Source organism: Pseudomonas sp. WC2 (assembly GCF_050586545.1).
In the GTDB taxonomy this organism is placed as follows: domain Bacteria; phylum Pseudomonadota; class Gammaproteobacteria; order Pseudomonadales; family Pseudomonadaceae; genus Aquipseudomonas.
Genome location: NZ_JBOBDR010000007.1, coordinates 196,538 through 218,510, shown reverse-complemented (window position 1 = coordinate 218,510; position 21,973 = coordinate 196,538). Strand labels below are relative to the sequence as shown.

Annotated in this window: 23 protein-coding genes; 14 read left to right on the top strand and 9 right to left on the bottom strand. The window is 58.7% G+C overall.

The window, feature by feature from the left end:
• The 6 genes from ACQ4OE_RS11140 to ACQ4OE_RS11115 all read right to left on the bottom strand — a co-directional run bounded on the left by ACQ4OE_RS11140 (nucleotide 1) and on the right by ACQ4OE_RS11115 (nucleotide 5,021).
• On the bottom strand, nucleotides 1-1,494 hold the full coding sequence (locus ACQ4OE_RS11140) for an RNA polymerase factor sigma-54 (RefSeq protein WP_122595148.1): 1,494 nt from the start codon (nucleotides 1,492-1,494) through the stop codon (nucleotides 1-3).
• 187 nt (nucleotides 1,495-1,681) lie between these two features.
• Nucleotides 1,682-2,407, bottom strand: a complete 726-nt coding sequence (gene lptB, locus ACQ4OE_RS11135; protein WP_008085069.1) for an LPS export ABC transporter ATP-binding protein — start codon at nucleotides 2,405-2,407, stop codon at nucleotides 1,682-1,684.
• The gene (gene lptA / locus ACQ4OE_RS11130; protein WP_122595147.1) at nucleotides 2,407-2,955 is read right to left on the bottom strand and encodes a lipopolysaccharide transport periplasmic protein LptA; all 549 of its coding nucleotides are present in this window, start codon (nucleotides 2,953-2,955) and stop codon (nucleotides 2,407-2,409) included. The genes lptB and lptA overlap by 1 nt, the downstream gene beginning before the upstream one ends.
• Nucleotides 2,942-3,514, bottom strand: coding sequence for an LPS export ABC transporter periplasmic protein LptC (gene lptC / locus ACQ4OE_RS11125; RefSeq protein WP_122595146.1), 573 nt, complete (start codon nucleotides 3,512-3,514; stop codon nucleotides 2,942-2,944). The genes lptA and lptC overlap by 14 nt, the downstream gene beginning before the upstream one ends.
• A gap of 8 nt (nucleotides 3,515-3,522) precedes the next feature.
• Entirely contained in the window at nucleotides 3,523-4,047 is a 525-nt protein-coding gene (locus ACQ4OE_RS11120; protein ID WP_122595145.1) for a KdsC family phosphatase, read from the bottom strand.
• Nucleotides 4,047-5,021, bottom strand: coding sequence for a KpsF/GutQ family sugar-phosphate isomerase (locus ACQ4OE_RS11115; RefSeq protein ID WP_158961106.1), 975 nt, complete (start codon nucleotides 5,019-5,021; stop codon nucleotides 4,047-4,049). Before ACQ4OE_RS11115 ends, ACQ4OE_RS11120 begins: the two co-directional genes overlap by 1 nt.
• 274 nt (nucleotides 5,022-5,295) lie before the next feature.
• On the opposite strand from ACQ4OE_RS11115, the gene ACQ4OE_RS11110 reads away from it, so the two are divergent.
• The 10 genes from ACQ4OE_RS11110 to hisC all read left to right on the top strand — a co-directional run bounded on the left by ACQ4OE_RS11110 (nucleotide 5,296) and on the right by hisC (nucleotide 13,238).
• Entirely contained in the window at nucleotides 5,296-6,105 is an 810-nt protein-coding gene (locus ACQ4OE_RS11110) for an ATP-binding cassette domain-containing protein (protein ID WP_122595143.1), read from the top strand.
• On the top strand, nucleotides 6,105-6,902 hold the full coding sequence (gene mlaE, locus ACQ4OE_RS11105) for a lipid asymmetry maintenance ABC transporter permease subunit MlaE (RefSeq protein WP_430946674.1): 798 nt from the start codon (nucleotides 6,105-6,107) through the stop codon (nucleotides 6,900-6,902). Before ACQ4OE_RS11110 ends, mlaE begins: the two co-directional genes overlap by 1 nt.
• Nucleotides 6,902-7,369 carry an outer membrane lipid asymmetry maintenance protein MlaD gene (gene mlaD, locus ACQ4OE_RS11100; RefSeq protein WP_007912400.1) on the top strand — a complete coding sequence of 156 codons (468 nt, stop codon included), beginning with the start codon at nucleotides 6,902-6,904 and terminating at the stop codon, nucleotides 7,367-7,369. The genes mlaE and mlaD overlap by 1 nt, the downstream gene beginning before the upstream one ends.
• A gap of 11 nt (nucleotides 7,370-7,380) precedes the next feature.
• Nucleotides 7,381-8,028, top strand: coding sequence for an ABC transporter substrate-binding protein (locus tag ACQ4OE_RS11095; protein ID WP_122595142.1), 648 nt, complete (start codon nucleotides 7,381-7,383; stop codon nucleotides 8,026-8,028).
• A complete protein-coding gene (locus tag ACQ4OE_RS11090; RefSeq protein WP_122595141.1) occupies nucleotides 8,025-8,330 on the top strand; it encodes an STAS domain-containing protein in 306 nt (101 codons plus the stop codon). Before ACQ4OE_RS11095 ends, ACQ4OE_RS11090 begins: the two co-directional genes overlap by 4 nt.
• Before the next feature lie 115 nt (nucleotides 8,331-8,445).
• Nucleotides 8,446-8,685 carry a BolA family protein gene (locus ACQ4OE_RS11085; RefSeq protein WP_008085051.1) on the top strand — a complete coding sequence of 80 codons (240 nt, stop codon included), beginning with the start codon at nucleotides 8,446-8,448 and terminating at the stop codon, nucleotides 8,683-8,685.
• 22 nt (nucleotides 8,686-8,707) lie between these two features.
• Complete coding sequence (gene murA, locus ACQ4OE_RS11080; protein ID WP_122595140.1) at nucleotides 8,708-9,973, top strand: UDP-N-acetylglucosamine 1-carboxyvinyltransferase; 1,266 nt, start codon at nucleotides 8,708-8,710, stop codon at nucleotides 9,971-9,973.
• Between the two features lie 123 nt (nucleotides 9,974-10,096).
• Entirely contained in the window at nucleotides 10,097-10,732 is a 636-nt protein-coding gene (gene hisG / locus ACQ4OE_RS11075) for an ATP phosphoribosyltransferase (protein ID WP_007912384.1), read from the top strand.
• 125 nt (nucleotides 10,733-10,857) lie between these two features.
• Nucleotides 10,858-12,183, top strand: a complete 1,326-nt coding sequence (gene hisD, locus ACQ4OE_RS11070; RefSeq protein ID WP_430946673.1) for a histidinol dehydrogenase — start codon at nucleotides 10,858-10,860, stop codon at nucleotides 12,181-12,183.
• Between the two features lie 2 nt (nucleotides 12,184-12,185).
• Nucleotides 12,186-13,238 (top strand): histidinol-phosphate transaminase, encoded by a 1,053-nt coding sequence (gene hisC, locus ACQ4OE_RS11065; RefSeq protein ID WP_430946672.1) that lies wholly within the window; start codon nucleotides 12,186-12,188, stop codon nucleotides 13,236-13,238.
• Between the two features lie 71 nt (nucleotides 13,239-13,309).
• On the opposite strand, the gene ACQ4OE_RS11060 is transcribed toward hisC, so the two are convergent.
• From ACQ4OE_RS11060 to algW, 3 genes are all read right to left on the bottom strand, one after another.
• Entirely contained in the window at nucleotides 13,310-13,714 is a 405-nt protein-coding gene (locus ACQ4OE_RS11060; RefSeq protein ID WP_430946671.1) for a hypothetical protein, read from the bottom strand.
• A 286-nt stretch (nucleotides 13,715-14,000) separates the two neighbouring features.
• Nucleotides 14,001-16,106 carry a TonB-dependent siderophore receptor gene (locus ACQ4OE_RS11055; RefSeq protein WP_430946670.1) on the bottom strand — a complete coding sequence of 702 codons (2,106 nt, stop codon included), beginning with the start codon at nucleotides 16,104-16,106 and terminating at the stop codon, nucleotides 14,001-14,003.
• Between the two features lie 88 nt (nucleotides 16,107-16,194).
• Nucleotides 16,195-17,352, bottom strand: a complete 1,158-nt coding sequence (gene algW, locus ACQ4OE_RS11050; RefSeq protein WP_016987037.1) for a Do family serine endopeptidase AlgW — start codon at nucleotides 17,350-17,352, stop codon at nucleotides 16,195-16,197.
• 103 nt (nucleotides 17,353-17,455) lie between these two features.
• Between algW and ACQ4OE_RS11045 the strand changes: the two genes are divergently transcribed.
• From ACQ4OE_RS11045 to cysN, 4 genes are all read left to right on the top strand, one after another.
• Entirely contained in the window at nucleotides 17,456-18,214 is a 759-nt protein-coding gene (locus ACQ4OE_RS11045) for a Nif3-like dinuclear metal center hexameric protein (RefSeq protein WP_430946669.1), read from the top strand.
• Between the two features lie 249 nt (nucleotides 18,215-18,463).
• Entirely contained in the window at nucleotides 18,464-19,381 is a 918-nt protein-coding gene (cysD, locus tag ACQ4OE_RS11040; protein WP_007912374.1) for a sulfate adenylyltransferase subunit CysD, read from the top strand.
• 104 nt (nucleotides 19,382-19,485) lie between these two features.
• Complete coding sequence (locus tag ACQ4OE_RS11035) at nucleotides 19,486-19,827, top strand: four helix bundle protein (RefSeq protein ID WP_150705949.1); 342 nt, start codon at nucleotides 19,486-19,488, stop codon at nucleotides 19,825-19,827.
• A gap of 53 nt (nucleotides 19,828-19,880) precedes the next feature.
• Nucleotides 19,881-21,779, top strand: a complete 1,899-nt coding sequence (gene cysN / locus ACQ4OE_RS11030) for a sulfate adenylyltransferase subunit CysN (protein ID WP_430946668.1) — start codon at nucleotides 19,881-19,883, stop codon at nucleotides 21,777-21,779.
• The last annotated feature ends 194 nt before the right edge of the window (nucleotides 21,780-21,973 follow it).

The following is a 21,973-nucleotide window of genomic DNA, read 5'->3' as shown; positions in this document are numbered from 1 at the left end:
TTACATCAACCGCTTGCGTTCGCTCGAAGGCGCGATCCCGAGGGATTCGCGGTACTTGGCGACGGTGCGGCGAGCCACCTGAATGCCTTGTGCCTCCAGTAAACCAGCGATCTTGCTGTCACTCAACGGCTTTTTCTGATTTTCCGCTGCAACCAGTTTTTTGATGATCGCGCGGATCGCCGTGGACGAGCATTCGCCGCCTTCGGAGGTGCTGACGTGGCTGGAGAAAAAGTATTTCAGTTCATAAATACCGCGCGGGGTATGCATGAATTTCTGCGTGGTCACCCGGGAAATCGTCGATTCATGCATGCCCACCGCTTCGGCGATGTCATGCAGGACCAGCGGCTTCATGGCTTCGTCGCCGTACTCCAGAAAACCGCGCTGATGCTCGACGATCTGGGTGGCAACTTTCATCAGGGTTTCGTTGCGGCTCTGCAGGCTCTTGATGAACCAGCGGGCCTCCTGCAACTGATTGCGCATGAAAGTGTTGTCGGCGCTGGTGTCGGCGCGACGGACGAAACCGGCGTACTGCGCGTTGACGCGAAGGCGCGGCACCGACTCCTGATTCAGCTCGACCAGCCAGCGCTCGTTGTCCTTGCGCACGATCACGTCCGGGACGACGTATTCGGCTTCGGTCGATTCGATCTGCGAGCCCGGCCGCGGATTGAGGGTCTGTACCAGTTCGATGACCTGGCGCAGCTCATCTTCCTTGAGCTTCATGCGGCGCATCAGCTGGCTGTAATCGCGGCTGCCGAGCAGGTCGATGTAATCGGTGACGAGGCGTTTGGCTTCAGCCAGCCAAGGCGTCTTGGCGGGCAGCTGGCGCAATTGCAGCAGCAGGCATTCGCCGAGGTTGCGCGCGCCGATACCGGCCGGTTCGAACTGCTGGATACGGTGGAGGACGGCTTCGATCTCGTCCAGCTCGATGTCCAGTTCCGGGTCGAACGCTTCAAGAATTTCTTCGAGGGTTTCGTCCAGATAGCCCTGATTGTTGATGCAGTCGATCAGGGTCACGGCGATCAGGCGATCAGTGTCGGACATCGGCGCCAGGTTCAGTTGCCACAGCAGGTGGCTTTGCAGGCTTTCGCCGACGGAGGTGCGGGTGGTGAAATCCCACTCGTCATCGTCGCTGCTCGGCAGGCTGCTGGCGCTGGTCTGGTAGACGTCTTCCCAGGCGGTGTCGACCGGGAGCTCGTTGGGAATGCGCTCGTTCCATTCGCCGTCCTCGAGGTTATCTACCGTCGGGGCCGTTTCCTGATAGGACGGTTCCTGGATCTCGGTGTTGGGCTTCTGTTCGGCGTTGTCGGCCAGCGGATCGGAGTTGTCGAAGTCGTCGCCTTCTTCCTGGCGTTCGAGCATCGGATTGGATTCCAGGGCCTCCTGGATTTCCTGTTGCAGATCCAGGGTCGACAATTGGAGCAGGCGGATGGCCTGTTGCAGCTGCGGTGTCATCGTCAGCTGCTGGCCCATTCTCAAGACTAGCGATGGTTTCATGGCAGGGGCTTAACACCTTATTCGCCGGCGCTATGCGCCATCCACTACAGGGCGCCGGGGCGCCAAACTTAAGCAAATTATATGCCTGAAACTGAAGTGTTTGCCTAGAGCGCTGTAACAATTAAAGCGTAGAAAAAGCTGCTTCATCGATACAGCACCCACGCAGCTCACTCGGGCACCATCATGCTTAGAGGCGGAATTCGTGACCCAGATACACTTCCTTGACCAGATCGTTGGCCAGGATGGTTTCTGCATCACCTTCGGCGATCAATTGACCGTCGTTGACGATGTAAGCGGTTTCGCAGATATCCAGCGTCTCACGCACGTTGTGGTCGGTGATCAACACACCGATGCCTTTGGCCTTGAGGTGGTGGATGATCTGTTTGATGTCGCCGACCGAGATCGGGTCGACACCGGCAAACGGTTCGTCGAGCAGGATGAATTTCGGCGCAGTTGCCAGCGCGCGAGCGATTTCCACCCGGCGGCGTTCACCACCGGACAGGCTCATGCCGAGGTTGTCGCGGATGTGGCTGATGTGGAATTCCTGCAGCAGGCTTTCCAGCTCCTTGCGGCGGCCAGCCTTGTCGAGTTCCTGGCGAGTTTCGAGGATCGCCATGATGTTGTCGGCCACCGACAGTTTGCGGAAGATCGACGCTTCTTGCGGCAGATAGCCGATACCGGCCTTGGCGCGACCGTGCATTGGCTGATGGCTGACGTCGAGGTCATCGATCAGTACGCGGCCCTGATCGGCCTGTACCAAGCCTACGATCATGTAGAAGCACGTGGTCTTGCCGGCGCCGTTCGGGCCGAGCAGGCCGACGATCTGGCCGCTGTCGATCGACAGGCTGACGTCACGCACGACCTGGCGGCTTTTGTAGGCCTTGGCCAGGTGCTGAGCTTTCAGAGTTGCCATTACTGGGCCTTTTTCTCGTCGTTTTTCGGCTTCGGCTGAATCACCATGTCGATGCGCGGACGCGCTTCGGTGACTTTGCTGCCGGTAGCGCGACCGGCGCTGGCCAGTTTCTTCACCGTGTCATAGACGATTTTCTCGCCTTGGGTGGTGTTGTTGTCCTTGTCGACAACCTTGGCCTTGTCGATCAGTACGACGCGGTTTTGCGCGGCATGGTACTGAATCGTCACGCCCCAGCCCTGTACAGGCTTGGTATCGCCAGCGGTCTGCAGCTGTTCGAAGTAAGCGAGGTTGCCGACCGAAGTCACCACGTCGATATCACCGGTCGCGGTGCGGGTGATGGTTACGGTGTTGCCTTTGACGATCATCGAACCCTGAGTGATGATCACGTCACCTTTATAGGTGGCAACGCCGTTCTTGTCGTCCAGCTGGGCATCGTCGGCCTGAATGCGGATTGGCTGCTCTTGATCGTTCGGCAGAGCCCAGGCGCTCACGCTTCCCAGTGCTGCGCCCAGACTGAGCAAAATAGGGAGGGTTTTAACGAGCCTCATACTGTCCTCTTACGTTCGATTGCAGGTGTATCCTGCTTTCCTTCAGGTACGCTTTCATTCCTACGCCAGTCGATACACCGCCAGCGCCCTCGATTCTAACGGGTTGCTCGGTCTGCGCATATTCCCGCTGCGGGAACACTGTCATGCGAGTGGAAGTGATCAGCGTGTCACGTTTCTTTTCATCGGTGCGCTTTACACGTACCGAATCGATCAGTTCGACTTCGGTGCCGCCAGAATTCACTTCGCCGCGTTCGCTGGTCACGTGCCACGGAAAGTCGGTGCCGCGGTACATGTTCAGGTCGGGTTTGGTGACCAGAGTGATGTCAGTCGCCTTGACGTGTTCAGCCTTGTCGGACGTCATTTCGTACTGCACCTTGCCGTCCGGCAGGTATTGCACGGTATGCGTGTTGGTCGCATACCAGTCGATAGGGTTGTCTACCGATGCGGTTGGCGGCTTGTCGAGGAAGCGCTCCGGACTGATGTTCCAGTAGCCGACGGCGGCGAAGATCGCCGCGATGCAGCCGAACAACAGAAAGTTACGAAATTTTTTGCTAAACATTGTTTGGCTCACAGATACGCAGCGTTGGCGGCATCGAGGCTGCCTTGGGCGCGCAGGATCAATTCGCAGAATTCGCGGGCGGCACCTTCACCACCCCGGGCGCGAGTCACGCCGTGGGCGTGTTCGCGGACGAAATCGGCAGCGTTGGCAACGGCCATGCCCAGACCGACGCGACGGATCACCGGCAAGTCAGGCAGGTCGTCGCCCAGATAGGCGACTTGTTCATAGCTTAGGCCCAGTTGTTCGAGCAGGCCGTCGAGTACGACCAATTTATCTTCGCGCCCCTGAAACAGATGCGGGATACCCAGATTTTTTGCTCGGCGTTCGACCACCGGCGTCTTGCGACCGCTGATGATGGCTGTTTGTACGCCGGCATTCATCAACATCTTGATGCCTTGGCCATCAAGGGTGTTGAACGTCTTGAATTCGCTGCCGTCTTCGAGGAAATACAGACGGCCGTCGGTCAGCACGCCGTCGACGTCGAAAACCGCCAGTTTGATCGCTTTGCCGCGTTGCAGCAGATCGTTGCTCATTACATGACTCCTGCGCGCAGCAGATCGGAAAGGTTGAAGGCACCGATCGGGCGATCTTCCTCGTCGACGACTACCAGCGCGTTGATTCGATGGTCTTCCATGATTTTCAGGGCTTCGGCGGCGAGCATCTCGGGCCGGGCGGTCTTGCCGTGTGCGGTCATCACCTGGTCGATGGTGGCGCTGCGGATGTCGATGCTGCGATCCAGCGTGCGGCGCAAATCACCGTCAGTGAAGATCCCGGCCAGTTTGCCGTCGGCTTCAAGGATCACGGTCATGCCCAGACCCTTGCGGGTCATTTCCATGAGTGCGTCCTTGAGCAGCGTGCCGCGTTGCACCTGCGGCAACTCGGCGCCCGCATGCATGACGTTCTCCACTTTCAACAGCAGGCGGCGACCCAGCGCGCCTCCCGGATGAGAGAAAGCGAAATCTTCTGCAGTAAAACCGCGTGCTTCGAGCAGGGCGACAGCCAGCGCATCGCCCATGACCAGGGCAGCGGTGGTCGATGAGGTCGGCGCCAGATTCAGCGGACAGGCTTCATGTTCGACATGAACGTTGAGGTTGACCTCGGCAGCCTTGGCCAGCGGCGATTGCGGGTTACCGGTGACGCTGATCAACTGGATGCCCAGGCGTTTGATCAGCGGCAGCAGGGTCACGATTTCGTTGGTCGAACCGGAATTCGACAAGGCCAGAATCACGTCGTCACGGGTAATCATGCCCATGTCGCCGTGGCTGGCTTCAGCCGGGTGAACGAAAAAAGCCGGGGTGCCGGTGCTGGCCAGGGTCGCGGCAATCTTGTTGCCGATATGCCCGGACTTGCCCATGCCGACCACGACCACGCGGCCTTTGCTGGCCAGAATCAACTCGCAAGCGCGTACGAAATCGGCGTCGATATGGGGCAACAAGCCTTGTACGGCTTCCACTTCGAGGCGAATGGTGCGTTGTGCCGATTGAATCAGGTCGCTGGTTTGGCTCATGTCTGAAGTCGTATAGCCCGATGAAAAGGCGGCGATTATAGCGGTTATGTTGCAAAGCCTCACGCAAGTTCGTCGTGCTTTGTCATTACTCGTTACCAAAACCCCTTAAAAGTGGCTGCGGCCCTGTCCTGTCGCTGATCACGGCGGGGTTCATGCTTGGGCGCTTGGCCTTTGCAGTGATATAGTTCGCCGCCAGTTCGGCCTGCCCGGGATGTAAGTGCTTTCTTCAGAAAGCCAGGCGTCCGAGTGAGAGGCTGCATCGCAAGGAGTTTAGATGAGTGCCGATAACGCCTACGCGGTCGAGCTGAAGGGAGTCTCCTTCAAGCGCGGTGCGCGCAGCATTTTCAATAACGTCGATATTCGCATCCCGCGCGGCAAGGTCACCGGCATCATGGGGCCTTCCGGGTGTGGCAAGACCACGCTGCTGCGGTTGATGGGCGCACAATTGCGTCCCACCAGCGGCGAAGTCTGGGTCAACGGTCAGAACCTGCCGAAGTTGTCGCGCAGCGATCTGTTCGATGCGCGCAAGCACATGGGTGTGCTGTTTCAGAGCGGCGCACTGTTCACCGATCTCGATGTCTTCGAGAACGTCGCTTTTCCCCTGCGCGTTCATACCGAGTTGCCGGAAGAAATGATCCGCGACATTGTCCTGCTCAAATTGCAGGCGGTCGGTTTGCGCGGCGCTATCGAATTGATGCCCGATGAACTGTCCGGCGGCATGAAGCGCCGTGTCGCGCTGGCGCGTGCCATTGCGCTCGACCCGCAGATTCTCATGTACGACGAACCGTTCGTCGGCCAGGATCCGATCGCCATGGGCGTGCTGGTACGCCTGATCCGGCTGCTCAATGATGCGCTGGGCATCACCAGTATCGTGGTCTCCCACGATCTGGCCGAAACCGCGAGCATCGCCGACTACATCTATGTAGTGGGTGATGGTCAGGTGCTGGGGCAGGGCACGCCGGACGAATTGATGAACTCGGACGAACCGCGTATCCGTCAATTCATGACCGGCAATCCCGATGGCCCGGTGCCGTACCATTTTCCAGCGACGGATTACCGCGCAGATCTTCTGGGGAAGCGCTGATGCGCAGAATTTCATTACTCGAACGCGTTCGCCGGTTCGGCGAAGCGGCGATCGACGCCATTGCGGTGTTTGGTCGTGCCACGCTGTTCCTGTTTCACGCCTTGCTGGGGCGCGGCGGTATCAGCGGCGGTTTCGGCCTGCTGGTCAAACAGCTGCATTCGGTTGGCGTGATGTCGCTGGTGATCATCGTCGTTTCCGGCATTTTCATCGGCATGGTGCTGGCGCTGCAGGGCTTCAGCATTCTGTCGAGCTACGGTTCCGAGCAAGCGGTAGGGCAGATGGTTGCGCTGACGTTGCTGCGTGAACTGGGTCCGGTGGTGACTGCATTGCTGTTTGCCGGCCGCGCCGGTTCGGCACTGACGGCAGAAATCGGCAACATGAAGTCCACCGAACAGCTGTCCAGTCTGGAAATGATCGGTGTCGACCCGCTGAAGTACATCATCGCCCCGCGTCTGTGGGCCGGTTTCATTTCCCTGCCGGTGCTGGCAATGATTTTCAGCGTGGTGGGTATCTGGGGCGGTTCGTGGGTGGCTGTCGACTGGCTGGGCGTGTATGAAGGGTCCTACTGGGCGAACATGCAGAACAGCGTCAATTTCACCAGCGACGTGCTGAACGGCGTGATCAAAAGTATCGTTTTCGCCTTTGTCGTCACCTGGATCGCCGTATTCCAAGGCTATGACTGTGAGCCCACTTCCGAGGGCATCAGTCGTGCCACCACCAAGACCGTGGTATTTGCCTCGCTGGCAGTGCTGGGCCTGGACTTTATTCTGACCGCTTTGATGTTTGGAGATTTCTGATGCAAAACCGCACCCTGGAAATCGGTGTCGGCCTGTTCCTGCTGGCAGGGATCCTGGCTTTGTTGCTGCTTGCTTTGCGGGTCAGTGGCCTGTCTCCGACTTCGACCACCGACACCTATAAACTTTATGCCTACTTCGACAATATCGCCGGTTTGACGGTCAGAGCCAAAGTGACCATGGCCGGTGTGACCATCGGCAAGGTCACGGCGATCGATCTGGATCGCGACAGCTTTACCGGTCGGGTCACCCTGCAAGTGGATAAAAAGGTCGACAATCTGCCGACTGACTCCACAGCGTCTATCCTGACCGCTGGTCTGCTGGGCGAGAAGTACATCGGTATCAGCGTTGGCGGGGAAGACAAACCGCTGAAGGATGGTGGAACCATTCACGACACGCAGTCGTCACTGGTACTGGAAGACCTGATCGGTAAATTCCTGCTCAACACCGTTAGCAAAGACGCCAAATGAGGAGCTTTTGAATGATCTCTATCTTGCGACGCAGCCTGTTGGTGCTGTTGGCGGCCCTGCCGTTGATGGGTAACGCCGTGGCTGCTGCGACTTCGGCACACGATCTGGTCCAGGACACAACCAACCGGTTGCTGGCCGATCTGGCGGCCAATAAAGAAAAGTACAAGCAGGATCCGACTGATTTCTACGCGGCGCTCAACAGCATCGTCGGGCCGGTGGTGGATGCCGAGGGCATTTCCAAGAGCATCATGACCGTCAAGTATTCGCGCAAGGCGACGCCGGCGCAGATGCAGACCTTCCAGGAAAACTTCAAGAAAGGCCTGTTCCAGTTCTACGGCAATGCCTTGCTCGAGTACAACAACCAGGGCATCACCGTAGATCCAGCGAAGGACGAGTCGGGTGATCGCACCAGCGTCAACATGACCGTCAAGGGCAGCAACGGCGCGATCTACCCTGTGCAGTACACGCTGGAGAAGATCAACGGCGAGTGGAAACTGCGCAACGTGATCATCAACGGTATCAACATTGGCAAACTGTTCCGTGATCAGTTCGCCGATGCGATGCAACGCAATGGCAACGATCTGGACAAGACCATCAATGGTTGGGCCGGTGAAGTCGCCAAGGCCAAGGAATCCACCGAAAAGAACTCAGCACAATGAGTGAGGCCGCAGTTCGTATGAGTGATGTCGACGAGCTTCTGCTCAGCGGAGTGCTGGATTACCGCACCGGTCCTGACCTGCGCAAGGAAGGTCAGGCGCTGATCAAGTCGAGCAAGGCGGCAGCGCTGGTGATCGATTGTTCGGCAGTGAAGAAGTCCAGCAGCGTCGGCTTGTCGTTGCTGCTGTGCTTCATGCGCGATGCCAAAGCGGCCGGCAAGGCCGTGAGCATTCGTGCGATGCCGGAAGATATGCGTGAAATCGCTCAGGTCAGTGAACTGACCGAACTGTTGGCGCACCCCTGAACCCACATCTATAAAGAAGCCCCCCGTCAGAGTCCTGCCATGCGGGGTTCGCAGGCGCGGGGCTTTTTTGTATGATGTCCGACCCGTGCGCACAGGGCGCCGATTGAGGTTGAGCATGCAGGCCGTAGAAGTGAAGAGCTTCCTTGAAGGAAAGCTGCCCGGAACGTTGGTAGAAGTTGAGGGCGAAGGCTGCAATTTCCAGCTGAACGTGATTAGCGATGAACTGGCGGCGTTGAGCCCGGTGAAGCGTCAGCAGCAGGTCTATGCCCATTTGAACCCGTGGATCACCGATGGCAGCATCCACGCGGTCACTATGAAATTTTTCAGCAGCGCGGCCTGGGCCGAGCGCACCTGAGCCTAAGGGCGTCGAGATTCTTATGGATAAATTGATTATTACCGGTGGCGCTCGTCTTGATGGCGAGATCCGCATCTCCGGGGCAAAGAACTCTGCCCTGCCGATCCTGGCTGCCACGCTGCTGTGCGATGGCCCGGTGACCGTTGGCAACCTGCCGCACCTGCACGACATTACCACCATGATCGAGCTGTTCGGTCGCATGGGCATTGAGCCGGTGATCGACGAGAAGCTCAGCGTCGAAATCGACCCGCGCACCATCAAGACCCTGATCGCCCCGTACGAACTGGTGAAAACCATGCGTGCGTCGATCCTGGTACTGGGCCCGATGGTTGCCCGTTTCGGTGAAGCCGAAGTCGCACTGCCTGGCGGTTGCGCCATCGGTTCGCGTCCGGTCGACCTGCACATCCGTGGTCTCGAAGCCATGGGCGCGGTCATCGACGTCGAAGGCGGCTACATCAAGGCCAAGGCGCCTGAAGGCGGCCTGCGCGGTGCTCAATTCTTCTTCGATACCGTCAGTGTGACTGGTACCGAGAACATCATGATGGCCGCAGCTTTGGCCAAGGGTCGCAGCGTGTTGCAGAACGCCGCTCGTGAACCTGAAGTGGTTGACCTGGCAAACTTCCTCAACGCCATGGGCGCCAAGGTATCCGGCGCTGGCACCGACACCATCACCATTGATGGTGTTGAGCGTCTGGGTTCGTGCTTCTACAAAGTCATGCCCGACCGCATCGAAACCGGCACCTACCTGGTGGCCGCTGCGGTTACCGGTGGCCGCGTCAAGGTCAAGGACACCGATCCGACCATCCTCGAAGCGGTACTGGAAAAACTCCGTGAAGCCGGCGCAGAAATCACCAGCGGTGAAGACTGGATCGAGCTGAACATGCACGGCAAGCGCCCGAAAGCTGTCAACGTGCGCACTGCGCCGTACCCGGCATTCCCGACCGACATGCAAGCGCAATTCATCTCGCTCAACGCCATTGCCGAAGGCACCGGTGCGGTGATCGAGACGATCTTCGAAAACCGTTTCATGCACGTGTACGAACTGCACCGCATGGGCGCCAAGATCCAGGTCGAAGGCAACACCGCCATCGTCACCGGTACTGAAGTCCTCAAGGGCGCGCCAGTGATGGCCACCGACCTGCGTGCTTCGGCCAGCCTGGTGATCTCGGCACTGGTTGCCGAAGGCGACACGCTGATCGACCGCATCTACCACATAGATCGTGGTTACGAGTGCATCGAAGAAAAACTGCAGATGCTGGGCGCCAAGATTCGTCGCGTTCCGGGCTGATTGCTGCATTGGGACACAGGGACGTGTCCACTGATTTTAGAGTCGAGCCGGTTTCCGGCTCGATGTGTGTCCGGCGCCGATTGCGACCGGACATGAGTACCTTGATAAGGACTGACGTTTCCCATGTTGACCATCGCACTGTCCAAGGGCCGCATCCTTGACGACACCCTGCCGCTTCTCGCCGAAGCGGGCATCGTGCCGACCGAGAATCCGGACAAGAGCCGCAAGCTGATCATCCCCACGACCCAAGACGATGTCCGTCTGCTGATCGTGCGCGCCACCGATGTGCCGACCTATGTCGAACATGGCGCGGCTGACCTCGGCGTGGCCGGTAAAGACGTGTTGATGGAATACACCGGCCAAGGCCTGTACGAGCCACTGGACCTGCAGATTGCCCAGTGCAAACTGATGACCGCCGGCAAGATCGGCGCGCCTGAGCCCAAGGGCCGTCTGCGCGTGGCGACCAAGTTCGTCAACGTTGCCAAGCGTTATTACGCCGAGCAGGGCCGTCAGGTCGACATCATCAAGCTGTACGGCTCGATGGAACTGGCTCCGCTGATCGGCCTGGCCGACAAGATCATTGACGTGGTCGACACCGGCAACACCCTGCGCGCCAACGGCCTGGAACCTCAGGAATTGATCGCCACGATCAGCTCGCGCCTGGTGGTCAACAAGGCTTCGATGAAAATGCAACACGCCCGAATCCAGGCGTTGATCGATACCCTGCGCAACGCAGTGGAATCGCGACACCGCGGCTGATTCACCTGCGCGACGTTAAGTCGCGCCCGTCTATCCGCCTCATAGCCAGAATCTCAGGTGCCCAAGCGGAAACGACTGCTAAGTTAGGGCGCCTGAGTTTTTGCCATTCCTATGAGGCTCTCGCTATGACCGCAACGACTGCAATTCGCCGACTCAACGCTGCTGACCCGGATTTCGCGCATCATCTGGATCATCTGCTGAGCTGGGAAAGTGTGTCTGACGACTCGGTCAATCAGCGGGTGCTGGACATCATCAAGGCTGTGCGCGAGCGCGGTGACGCGGCGCTGGTCGAGTTCACCCAGAAGTTCGACGGCCTCGAAGTCGCTTCGATGGCTGATCTGATTCTGCCGCGCGAGCGCCTCGAACTGGCGCTGACGCGCATCACCGTGCCACAGCGCGAAGCACTGGAAAAAGCCGCCGCCCGCGTGCGCAGCTACCACGAAAAACAGAAGCAGGATTCCTGGAGCTACACCGAAGCTGACGGCACCGTGCTGGGCCAGAAGGTCACGCCGCTGGATCGCGCCGGTCTGTACGTGCCGGGCGGCAAGGCGTCGTATCCGTCCTCGGTGTTGATGAACGCGATTCCGGCCAAAGTGGCAGGCGTGACCGAAGTGGTCATGGTCGTGCCGACCCCGCGCGGTGAGATCAACGAGCTTGTGCTGGCGGCGGCGTGCATCGCTGGCGTTGACCGCGTGTTCACCATCGGTGGCGCACAAGCGGTTGCGGCGCTGGCTTACGGCACCGAAAGCGTGCCGCAAGTCGACAAGGTGGTTGGCCCGGGCAACATCTATGTCGCCACCGCCAAGCGTCACGTGTTCGGTCAGGTCGGCATCGACATGATCGCCGGCCCTTCGGAAATTCTCGTGGTGTGCGACGGTCAGACCGATCCGGACTGGATCGCCATGGACCTGTTCTCGCAGGCCGAGCACGACGAAGACGCCCAAGCGATTTTGGTCAGCCCGGATGCCGAGTTCCTCGACAAGGTCGCCGCCAGCATCGACAAACTGCTGCCAACCATGGACCGTGCGACCATCATCGAAACCTCGATCAATGGCCGTGGTGCACTGATTCACGTACGTGACATGGCGCAAGCCATCGAAGTCGCCAACCGCATCGCCCCGGAGCACTTGGAATTGTCGGTCGCTGACCCACAAGCCTGGCTGCCGCAGATTCGCCACGCCGGCGCGATCTTCATGGGCCGCCACACTTCCGAAGCGCTGGGCGACTACTGCGCTGGCCCGAACCACGTTTTGCCAACTTCGGGCACCGCGCGCTTCTCTTCGCCGCTGGGCGTGTATGACTTCCAGAAGCGCTCGTCGATCATCTTCTGCTCCGAGGCCGGTGCTTCGGAACTGGGTAAGACTGCATCGGTACTGGCCCGTGGCGAATCCCTGAGCGCGCACGCGCGCAGCGCCGAATACCGCATCAAAGACGAATCGAAGGGGAACTGAACATGAGTAAATTCTGGAGCCCGTTCGTTAAAGATCTGGTGCCGTACGTGCCGGGCGAACAGCCGAAGCTGACCAAACTGGTCAAGCTCAACACCAATGAAAACCCCTACGGCCCGTCGCCAAAAGCCTTGGCGGCGATGCAGATCGAACTCAACGACAACCTGCGTCTGTACCCGGACCCAAACAGCGACCTGTTGAAAAACGCGGTCGCCCAGTATTACGGCGTGCAGAGCAATCAGGTGTTCTTGGGCAACGGTTCGGACGAAGTGCTCGCGCACATCTTCCACGGTTTGTTGCAGCACGATCAGCCGCTGTTGTTCCCGGACATCAGCTACAGCTTCTACCCGGTTTACTGCGGGTTGTACGGCATCAAGTTCGATGCGGTGCCATTGGACGCGCAGTTCCGGATAGATCCGGCTGACTACGCCAAGCCGAATGGCGGGATCATTTTCCCGAATCCGAATGCTCCGACCGGTTGCCTGTTGGCGCTGGACGCGGTCGAGCAAATCCTCAAGGCCAGCCCGGATTCGGTGGTGGTAGTGGACGAAGCGTACATCGACTTCGGCGGCGAGACGGCGATCAGTCTGGTGGATCGTTATCCGAATCTGCTGGTGACACAAACCTTGTCCAAGTCGCGCTCGCTGGCCGGTTTGCGCGTGGGTCTGGCGGTGGGGCATGCAGATCTGATCGAGGCACTGGAGCGGATCAAGAACAGCTTCAACTCTTATCCACTGGATCGTCTGGCGAATGTCGGTGCAGCCGCGGCTTTCGAAGATCGAGAGTATTTCGACAAGACGTGTCGCTTGGTCATCGAGAGCCGTGAGTGGGTGATCGCGCAGTTGCAGGCCAAGGGCTTTGAAGTGCTGCCGTCGGCGGCGAACTTCATCTTCGCCCGGCACCCGCAGCATGATGCGGCGGGGCTGGCGGCCAAGTTGCGTGAGCAGGGCGTGATCGTGCGCCACTTCAAGCAAGAGCGGATTGCGCAGTTCCTGCGGATTTCGATTGGCACGCCGGAGCAGAATCAGGCGTTGGTTGATGGGTTGGGGGAGTTGTGAAACTTCGTGTAGTTCCTTGAATACCCAGTTCCTGTCCTTGCCATATTCGGCAAGAGCAGGAACTGGTTAGATCACAAAGTACTCAGTACAAATTTTCCTGATACTTTTTGACCATTTTCTAGCTCCATGAAATAGCTACCTTTCGCGGATGTGTTGAGGATTTCGAAGTTGATGTTCAACTGCCCTGTCGCCGCCAAAAAGGCTTTGCCATTCTTGTTGTATTGCCATTTCTCAGGTATGCCAGAAAAGTCAGCCGGATAATTTTTAACCTGTTCACCCGTGACTACCCCTTTCGGATAGCTGATGTGGAGGTTAGTTGCATCACTACTACCTGGTCCTTGAGTATGCCTGGCAGACATTAGCCCGCCACCGTCCGGTAGCGGGTGAAGCATCACCATCTCCCGCATTTCGATGACCGGATCGTTATTGAGTCGAAACTCAATGAAGCCGTACGCAGACGTTTCACTCGTAGCCATGACGCTCTCCTTACGTTCTCGGGTAGTTATGCGAGCTTTAAACTGAGGTATCCGTCATCGCGGGGCAACTGTCATAGTTGACAGGTTTTTATACGACTTTTGAATATGTTTTATTGCTAATCGTCTCATCGATAATAGTTAGTGCTTAACTGCGTCCTTGGGAGTTCATGTACCCGTCATCCTCTCGATATTGCCGTGTCGTTTCTGGCTTCAGACCATGGGAGGAAACTCGGCCGGCGAAGAGCGGAGTAGCTGGCACATAAGTTTTGTTTTGGGGACGTCCTTTTTACAGATTGAGTGTCAGGCTGACGGTGAAATTGCGCGGCTCGCCGGGGTTGACCCAGTAATTGCTGTACGAGCGCTCGTAATACTTTTCGTCGAAGAGATTGTTCAGGTTCAGGCCGACGGTGACGTTGTCGCTGGCCTTGTAGTGGGCCAGCAGGTCGACGGTGTGATAGGCCGGCAACTCGAAGTCGCTGCCGGATTCACCCGAGCGGTCGCCGACGTAAGTGAACGCGGCGCCGACGTCCGAGCCGCGCAAATGGCCGTCCTGAAACTCATAAACCCCGAGCAGGCTGCCGCTGCGTTTGGCCACACCGAGGATGCGGCTGCCGGTGGGAATCACCGCGTCACCCTGAGTCACTTCTGCGTCGATGTAGGCGAACGCACCGATCACGCGCACCGCATCGGTCACTTGTCCGGTCACTTGCCAATCGAAACCGCGACTGCGTGCCTTGCCCATGGCGCGGCTGGTGTCGGTGCCCGGGTCGAGGGCGAGAACGTTTTCCTTATCGATGTGGAAGAAGGCGAGGGTGCTGCTCAGGCGTTCGTCGAATAGCTCGTTCTTGATGCCGATTTCGTAACCGACGCCTTCTTCCGGGTCGAAGGATTTTCCGGCGGCGTCGAGGCCGTTGTTCGGTTTGAACGAAGTCGAGGCATTGGCGAACAGGCCGGTGTTCGGCGTCAGTTGGTAGAGCAGGCCGGCACGCTGGGTCAGGGCGTCGTGTCGCTGGCTGCTCGTGGCGTTGCGGCTGTGATCGTCAATGCGCTGATCGAAATGCTCGAAACGCGCGCCGATCATCCCGCGCAGTTTGTCGGTGAAGATGATTTGATCCTGCAGATTCAGCGCGTGGCTTGCGACGTGCTCGAAAGTGTCGGTGCCCGAACGCGCGCCGTTGGGTTTCGGCTGGCCGTAGACCGGTTTATAGATGTCGATGGCGTAAGGGCTGCCGGCGATGGTGGTGACGCGCTCGTTCTTGCGGAAGTTTTCGTACTCGGTGCCGATCAGCAGTTCGTGTTGCCACGCACCGAGGTCAAACAGGCCGCGCACTTCCAGTTGGGTGATGCTGTCGTGCCAGTTGGTATCGCGCTCACGGTAGCGGCGGTTGTCGGTTCGGCCGTCGGCGTTCAACGGGCGGGCTTCCGAGGCGAAGCCCCAGAGTTTGCCCTCTTTGTAATGGCTGGCCAGGCGCAGCTTCCAGTTGTCGTTGAGGTGATGTTCGAGAGTCGCCTGCAACAGGTTGTTGTGGTTATCGATGTCGCCGTCGTTGGGTTCGCCGAGGAAGGTTCGGCGCGAGACGCCGCTCCACTTATTATTGGGCGCAACGATGCCGCGATCAAAGGTTGAGCTGTGGCGGACGATTTCACTTTCCACCAACAGCGACGTGTCCGGGTTCAATTGCCAACTGATCGAGGGCGCGACGAACACACGTTTGCTGTCAACGTGATCGCGAAAGCTGTTGTTGTCTTCGACCGCGAGGTTGATGCGCGACAGCACATCGCCCTGATCATCCAGCGGCGTGTTGACGTCCAGCGCAGTGCGATAGCGATCCCAGCTTCCGGCGCTGGTTTGCAGGGTGGTAAAGGCTTCAGGCTGTGGCTTCTTGGTGACGATGTTCACTGTGCCGCCCGGGTCGCCACGGCCATAGAGGCTGGCGGCGGGGCCTTTGAGCACTTCGATGCGCTCGATATTGGCCGCATCCGGTGTGCTCGGATAGCCGCGATTGGCGCTGAAACCGTCCTTGTAGAACTCGGACGTGGTGAACCCGCGCACGCTGTATTCGTAAAGCGTCAGGCCGCCGAAGTTGTTTTGCTTGGAGACGCCACCGGCAAAATCCAGCGCGCGCTCGACGCTGGTGCTGCCCAGATCCGTGAGTACGCTGGCGGGCACCACGCTGATCGCCTGCGGGATGTCGCGGATCGCCGTGTCGGTTTTGGTCGCGCTGGACGAGCGCGTGGCGCGATAGCCCTTGACCGGCCCGGTCGGCGATTCGTAATCGGAGATGACGCTGATGGCGTCGAGTTCGAGGGGTTGTGGTTCTTCAGCGAAGGCTGGATCGACCAGCAAACCGAGGCTCAGGCCGAGCAGGGAGGCCTTTGTTCGAGACGACATGTTATGTTGTTCCAATTGCTAGAATTGAAACAATATAACATGCCTGTTGAGAATGTCTTTTATCCGCGCATTCAGCGCGGACAAAGTTTTATTCTTCTTTTTCTTTCACCGGCGCCGGTGGTGGACGCAGGCCGATTTCAGCGGTGAGCTTGATCTCTTTGCCGTTGCGCATCACCTGAATCGTCACTTTGTCCGTTGGCTTGATCCGCGCGACCTGGTTCATCGAGCGACGACCATCGCCGGCAGGCTCGCCATCAATGCTCAGAATCACGTCACCCAATTGGAGACCAGCCTTCTGTGCCGGGCCATCGCGGAAGATCCCCGCGACGACGATACCCGGACGCCCGGACAAGCCGAACGACTCGGCCAGTTCCTGGGTCAGCGGCTGCACTTCAATGCCCAGCCAGCCACGAATGACCTGACCGTGCTCGATGATCGATTTCATCACCTCCATCGCCAGTTTCACCGGGATCGCAAAGCCGATGCCTTGCGAGCCGCCGGACTTGGAGAAGATCGCTGTGTTGATGCCGGTGAGGTTGCCGTTGGCATCGACCAGCGCGCCGCCGGAGTTGCCCGGGTTGATCGCCGCGTCGGTCTGGATAAAGTCTTCGTAGTTGTTCAGGCCCAACTGGTTACGCCCGGTGGCACTGATGATGCCCATGGTCACCGTCTGGCCAACGCCGAACGGATTGCCGATGGCCAGCGCGACGTCGCCGATGCGGATGTTGTCGGAGCGGCCAACGGTGATTGCTGGCAGGGTTTTCAGGTCGATTTTCAACACCGCGAGGTCGGTTTCCGGGTCGCTGCCGATGACGCGGGCGAGGGTTTCACGGCCATCCTTTAATGCGACAACAATCTGATCGGCACCGCTGGTCACATGGTTGTTGGTGAGGATGTAGCCTTCCGGGCTCATGATCACGCCGGAACCAAGGCTCGATTCCATGCGTTTCTGTTTCGGCGAGTTATCGCCGAAGAAGCGCCGGAACTGCGGATCCTCGAACAGCGGATGCGCCGGTTTATTGATGACTTTGGTGGTGTACAGGTTGACCACTGAAGGCGCGGCGATGGTCACCGCGTCGGCATAGGACACTGGCCCCTGCTGCACGCTGGTGGTTTGCGGGGCCTGTTGCAGGTTGACGTCGAGGCTCGGCAGCCCCACCCACTGCGGGTAACGCTGAATAATCAACAGAGCGATAAGCACGCCGGCCAACAGCGGCCAGCCCATAAAACGCAGCGCCTTGAACATTAAGCACGTCCTGGAAAAGTTGCAGGCGGGGTCAGACCGCCCATAATGTCGCGCATTATACGAGGCCGCGCGTGCCTCGGAACGGGATATTTAGGAGTCTTTCATGGCCGTTGCCCTCAGCACCCTCGTCGAAGAAGCCGACCGTTACCTTGGCAGTGCGAAAATTGCCGATTATTGCCCTAACGGCCTGCAGGTCGAAGGCCGTCCGCAGGTGATGCGCATCGTCAGCGGCGTTACCGCCAGTCAGGCATTACTGGATGCCGCCGTCGAGGCCGAGGCCGATCTGGTGCTGGTACACCACGGTTATTTCTGGAAGGGCGAAAACCCGTGCATCACCGGCATGAAGCAGCGTCGGCTGAAGACCTTGCTCAAGCACGACATCAGTCTGCTGGCCTATCACTTGCCGCTGGATCTGCACCCGGACGTTGGCAATAACGTGCAGCTCGCTCGGCAACTGGACATCACGGTGGAAGGCCCGCTCGATCCGGATAATCTGAAAATCGTCGGCCTGGTCGGTTCGTTGAACGAGCCGATGACCGCACGCGATTTCGCGCGCAAGGTGCAGGACGTCATGGGCCGCGAACCGCTGCTGATTGAAGGCTGTCCGATGATCCGCCGGGTCGGCTGGTGCACTGGCGGTGGCCAGGGCTATATCGATCACGGCGTAGCAGCCGGCGTCGATCTGTTCCTCAGCGGCGAGGCGTCCGAGCAGACTTTCCACAGCGCCCGCGAGAACGACATCAGCTTCATCGCCGCCGGCCACCACGCCACCGAGCGCTACGGCGTGCAGGCGCTGGGGGACTATCTGGCCAAGCGATTTGCCGTTGAGCACATCTTCATCGACTGCCCGAACCCGATCTGAAATCCCCCGCTATCCCTGTGGGAGCGAGCTTGCTCGCGAAGGCGTCAGACCTCCAATAAAAAGGTGTCTGACAGGCCGCTTTTGCGAGCAGGCTCGCTTCCACAAGAGAACTGCCCGGCCGAACTGGCAGGCATATTCATATACCCTTTCGATCTAGTTGGCGTCCTGATTAGAAGAGGTCGCTGTGCTAGGATTCCCCGCTCGAACACGGCCCGCTGGCCGTTCATAAGAAAGCTTTCGTGAGTAGCCATGGTCGACAAACTGACGCATCTGAAACAGCTGGAGGCGGAAAGCATCCACATCATCCGCGAGGTGGCCGCCGAGTTCGATAACCCGGTGATGCTGTACTCCATCGGTAAAGACTCCGCCGTGATGCTGCACCTGGCACGCAAGGCGTTCTTCCCGGGCAAACTGCCGTTTCCGGTGATGCACGTCGACACCCGTTGGAAATTCCAGGAAATGTACAAGTTCCGCGACAAGATGGTCGAAGAACTGGGCCTGGACTTGATCACCCACATCAACCCCGATGGCGTGGCGCAGAACATCAACCCGTTCACCCACGGCAGCGCCAAGCACACCGACATCATGAAAACCGAAGGCCTGAAACAGGCACTCGACAAACATGGTTTCGACGCAGCCTTCGGCGGCGCCCGTCGCGATGAAGAGAAATCCCGCGCCAAAGAGCGCGTGTACTCGTTCCGCGACAGCAAGCATCGCTGGGATCCGAAAAACCAGCGTCCAGAACTGTGGAACGTCTACAACGGCAAGGTCAACAAGGGCGAATCCATCCGTGTGTTCCCTCTGTCGAACTGGACCGAACTGGACATCTGGCAGTACATCTACCTCGAAGGCATCCCGATTGTGCCGCTGTACTTCGCCGCCGAACGCGAAGTGATCGAGAAGAACGGCACGCTGATCATGATCGACGACGAGCGCATTCTCGAGCACCTGTCCGACGAAGACAAAGCGCGCATCGTCAAAAAGAAAGTGCGTTTCCGCACCCTTGGCTGCTACCCGTTGACGGGCGCCGTGGAGTCCGAAGCCGAAAGCCTCACGGACATCATTCAAGAAATGCTCCTGACGCGAACTTCCGAGCGCCAGGGCCGAGTCATCGACCACGATGGCGCAGGCTCGATGGAAGACAAAAAACGTCAGGGGTACTTTTAAGCTTCGAGTTACAAGCGGCAAGCTGCAAGTTAAAGGCGGTATCAGTAACTTTGCAGTTTGGCGCTTGCGGCCGGTTGCCGCGAGCCGGAATCGGATCACTCGTAATGGATTTCGAGAAACTGGTTGTTTGGCAACGAAGCAAATGCTTGGCGGTGGGGATTTTTAGAGAGTTTGCGCGATGCGGGGATTTTGGATTCAAGGATCAGATCACTCGCTCTGCACTGTCAGTGCCTTCCAATATTGCCGAAGGCATGGAGCGTCGGAGTTGCAAAGAAAAGGTTCACTTTCTTTGGATCGCGAAGGCTTCTTGCGGAGAGTTGCGCACCCAGATCCTGATAGGCCGAGATATCGCTTACATCGCAGAACCGCTGGCTGAAAATTGGATTATGGAAACCCGTGAGCTTTCTAGAATGCTGGGCGGGTTGATCAACAAAATTTCTGACTAGCTGTACGCCGACAAGCTTGCCGCTTGAAGCTTACAGCTCGGAGCTTGAATGCAATGAGCCACGTATCTGATTTGATCAGCGAGGACATCCTCGCCTACCTGGGCCAGCACGAACGTAAAGAGCTGCTGCGCTTTTTGACTTGCGGTAACGTCGATGACGGCAAGAGCACCCTGATCGGGCGCCTGCTGCACGACTCGAAAATGATCTACGAAGATCACCTCGAAGCGATCACCCGCGATTCGAAGAAGTCCGGGACCACCGGTGATGACATCGACCTGGCATTGCTGGTCGACGGCCTGCAGGCCGAGCGTGAGCAGGGCATCACCATCGATGTTGCTTACCGCTACTTCTCCACCGCCAAGCGCAAATTCATCATCGCCGACACCCCCGGCCATGAGCAGTACACCCGCAACATGGCCACTGGTGCGTCCACCTGTGACCTGGCGATCATTCTGGTCGACGCGCGTTACGGCGTGCAGACCCAGACCCGTCGCCACAGCTTCATCGCCTCCCTGCTGGGGATCAAGCACATCGTTGTCGCCATCAACAAGATGGACTTGAAGGGCTTCGATGAAGGTGTGTTCGAGTCGATCAAGGCTGACTACTTGAAGTTCGCCGAAGGCTTGAAGATGAAGCCGACCAGCATGCACTTCGTGCCGATGTCTGCCCTCAAAGGCGACAACGTGGTGAACAAGTCCGAGCGCTCGCCTTGGTACACAGGCCAGTCGCTGATGGAAATCCTTGAGACCGTAGAAGTCGCGGGCGATCGCAATTTCACCGATCTGCGTTTCCCGGTGCAGTACGTCAACCGTCCGAACCTGAACTTCCGAGGTTTCGCCGGCACGCTGGCCAGCGGCATCGTCAAGAAAGGCGACGAAGTCGTGGTGCTGCCATCGGGCAAGAGCAGCCGCGTGAAATCCATCGTCACTTTCGAAGGTGAGCTGGAACACGCAGGTCCAGGTCAGGCTGTCACGCTGACCATGGAAGACGAAATCGACATCTCCCGTGGAGACCTGTTGGTGCATGCCGACAACGTGCCGCCGGTCACCGACAGCTTCGAAGCGATGCTGGTGTGGATGGCTGAAGAGCCGATGCTGCCGGGCAAGAAATACGACATCAAACGCGCTACCAGTTACGTGCCGGGCTCGATTGCCAGCATCGTCAACAAGGTCGACGTGAACACGTTGGAAGAAGGCCCGGCGAGCGCGTTGCAGCTCAACGAAATCGGCAAGGTGAAGATCGCGCTCGACGCGCCGATCGCCCTCGACGGTTACGAAAGCAACCGCACCACCGGCGCGTTCATCATCATCGACCGTTTGACCAACGGCACTGTTGGCGCTGGCATGATCGTCGCGCAGCCAGTGACCCATGGCACTGCCACGCATCACGGCAAACTGGCCCACGTTGCTACTGAAGAACGTGCCCAGCGCTTCGGCCAGCAACCGGCAACCGTGCTGTTCAGCGGCCTGTCGGGCGCGGGCAAGAGCACGCTGGCCTATGCGGTCGAGCGCAAGCTGTTCGACATGGGCCGTGCGGTGTTTGTGCTGGATGGCCAGAACCTGCGTCACGACCTGAATAAAGGTCTGCCACAGGATCGCGCCGGGCGTACCGAGAACTGGCGTCGTGCCGCGCACGTGGCGCGTCAGTTCAACGAAGCCGGTCTGCTGACGTTGGCCGCGTTCGTTGCACCGAGTGCCGAAGGGCGTGAGCAAGCCAAGGACCTGATCGGCAAGGATCGTCTGCTGACGGTCTACGTGCAGGCCTCGCCGGCCGTGTGCGCCGAGCGTGATCCGCAAGGTCTGTATGCCGCCGCTGGCGACAACATCCCGGGCGAATCCTTCCCGTACGACGTGCCACTGAATGCCGATCTGGTGATCGACACGCAGACGCTGAGTCTGGAAGACAGCGTCAAGCAAGTGCTGGATCTGCTGCGTCAGCGTGGCGCGATCTAAGCGTTAGCGACAAATAAAAAAGCCCGCCGATGAGCAATCATCGGCGGGTTTTTTTATTCGGGCATACGGCGATCAAAACTATGGGAGCGAGCCTGCTCGCGAAAGCGTTTGTGATCGTTCCCACGCTCTGCGTGGGAATGCAGCCCGGGACGCTCCGCGTCCCATCTAAAGCGGACGCAGAGCGTCCAGTGAGG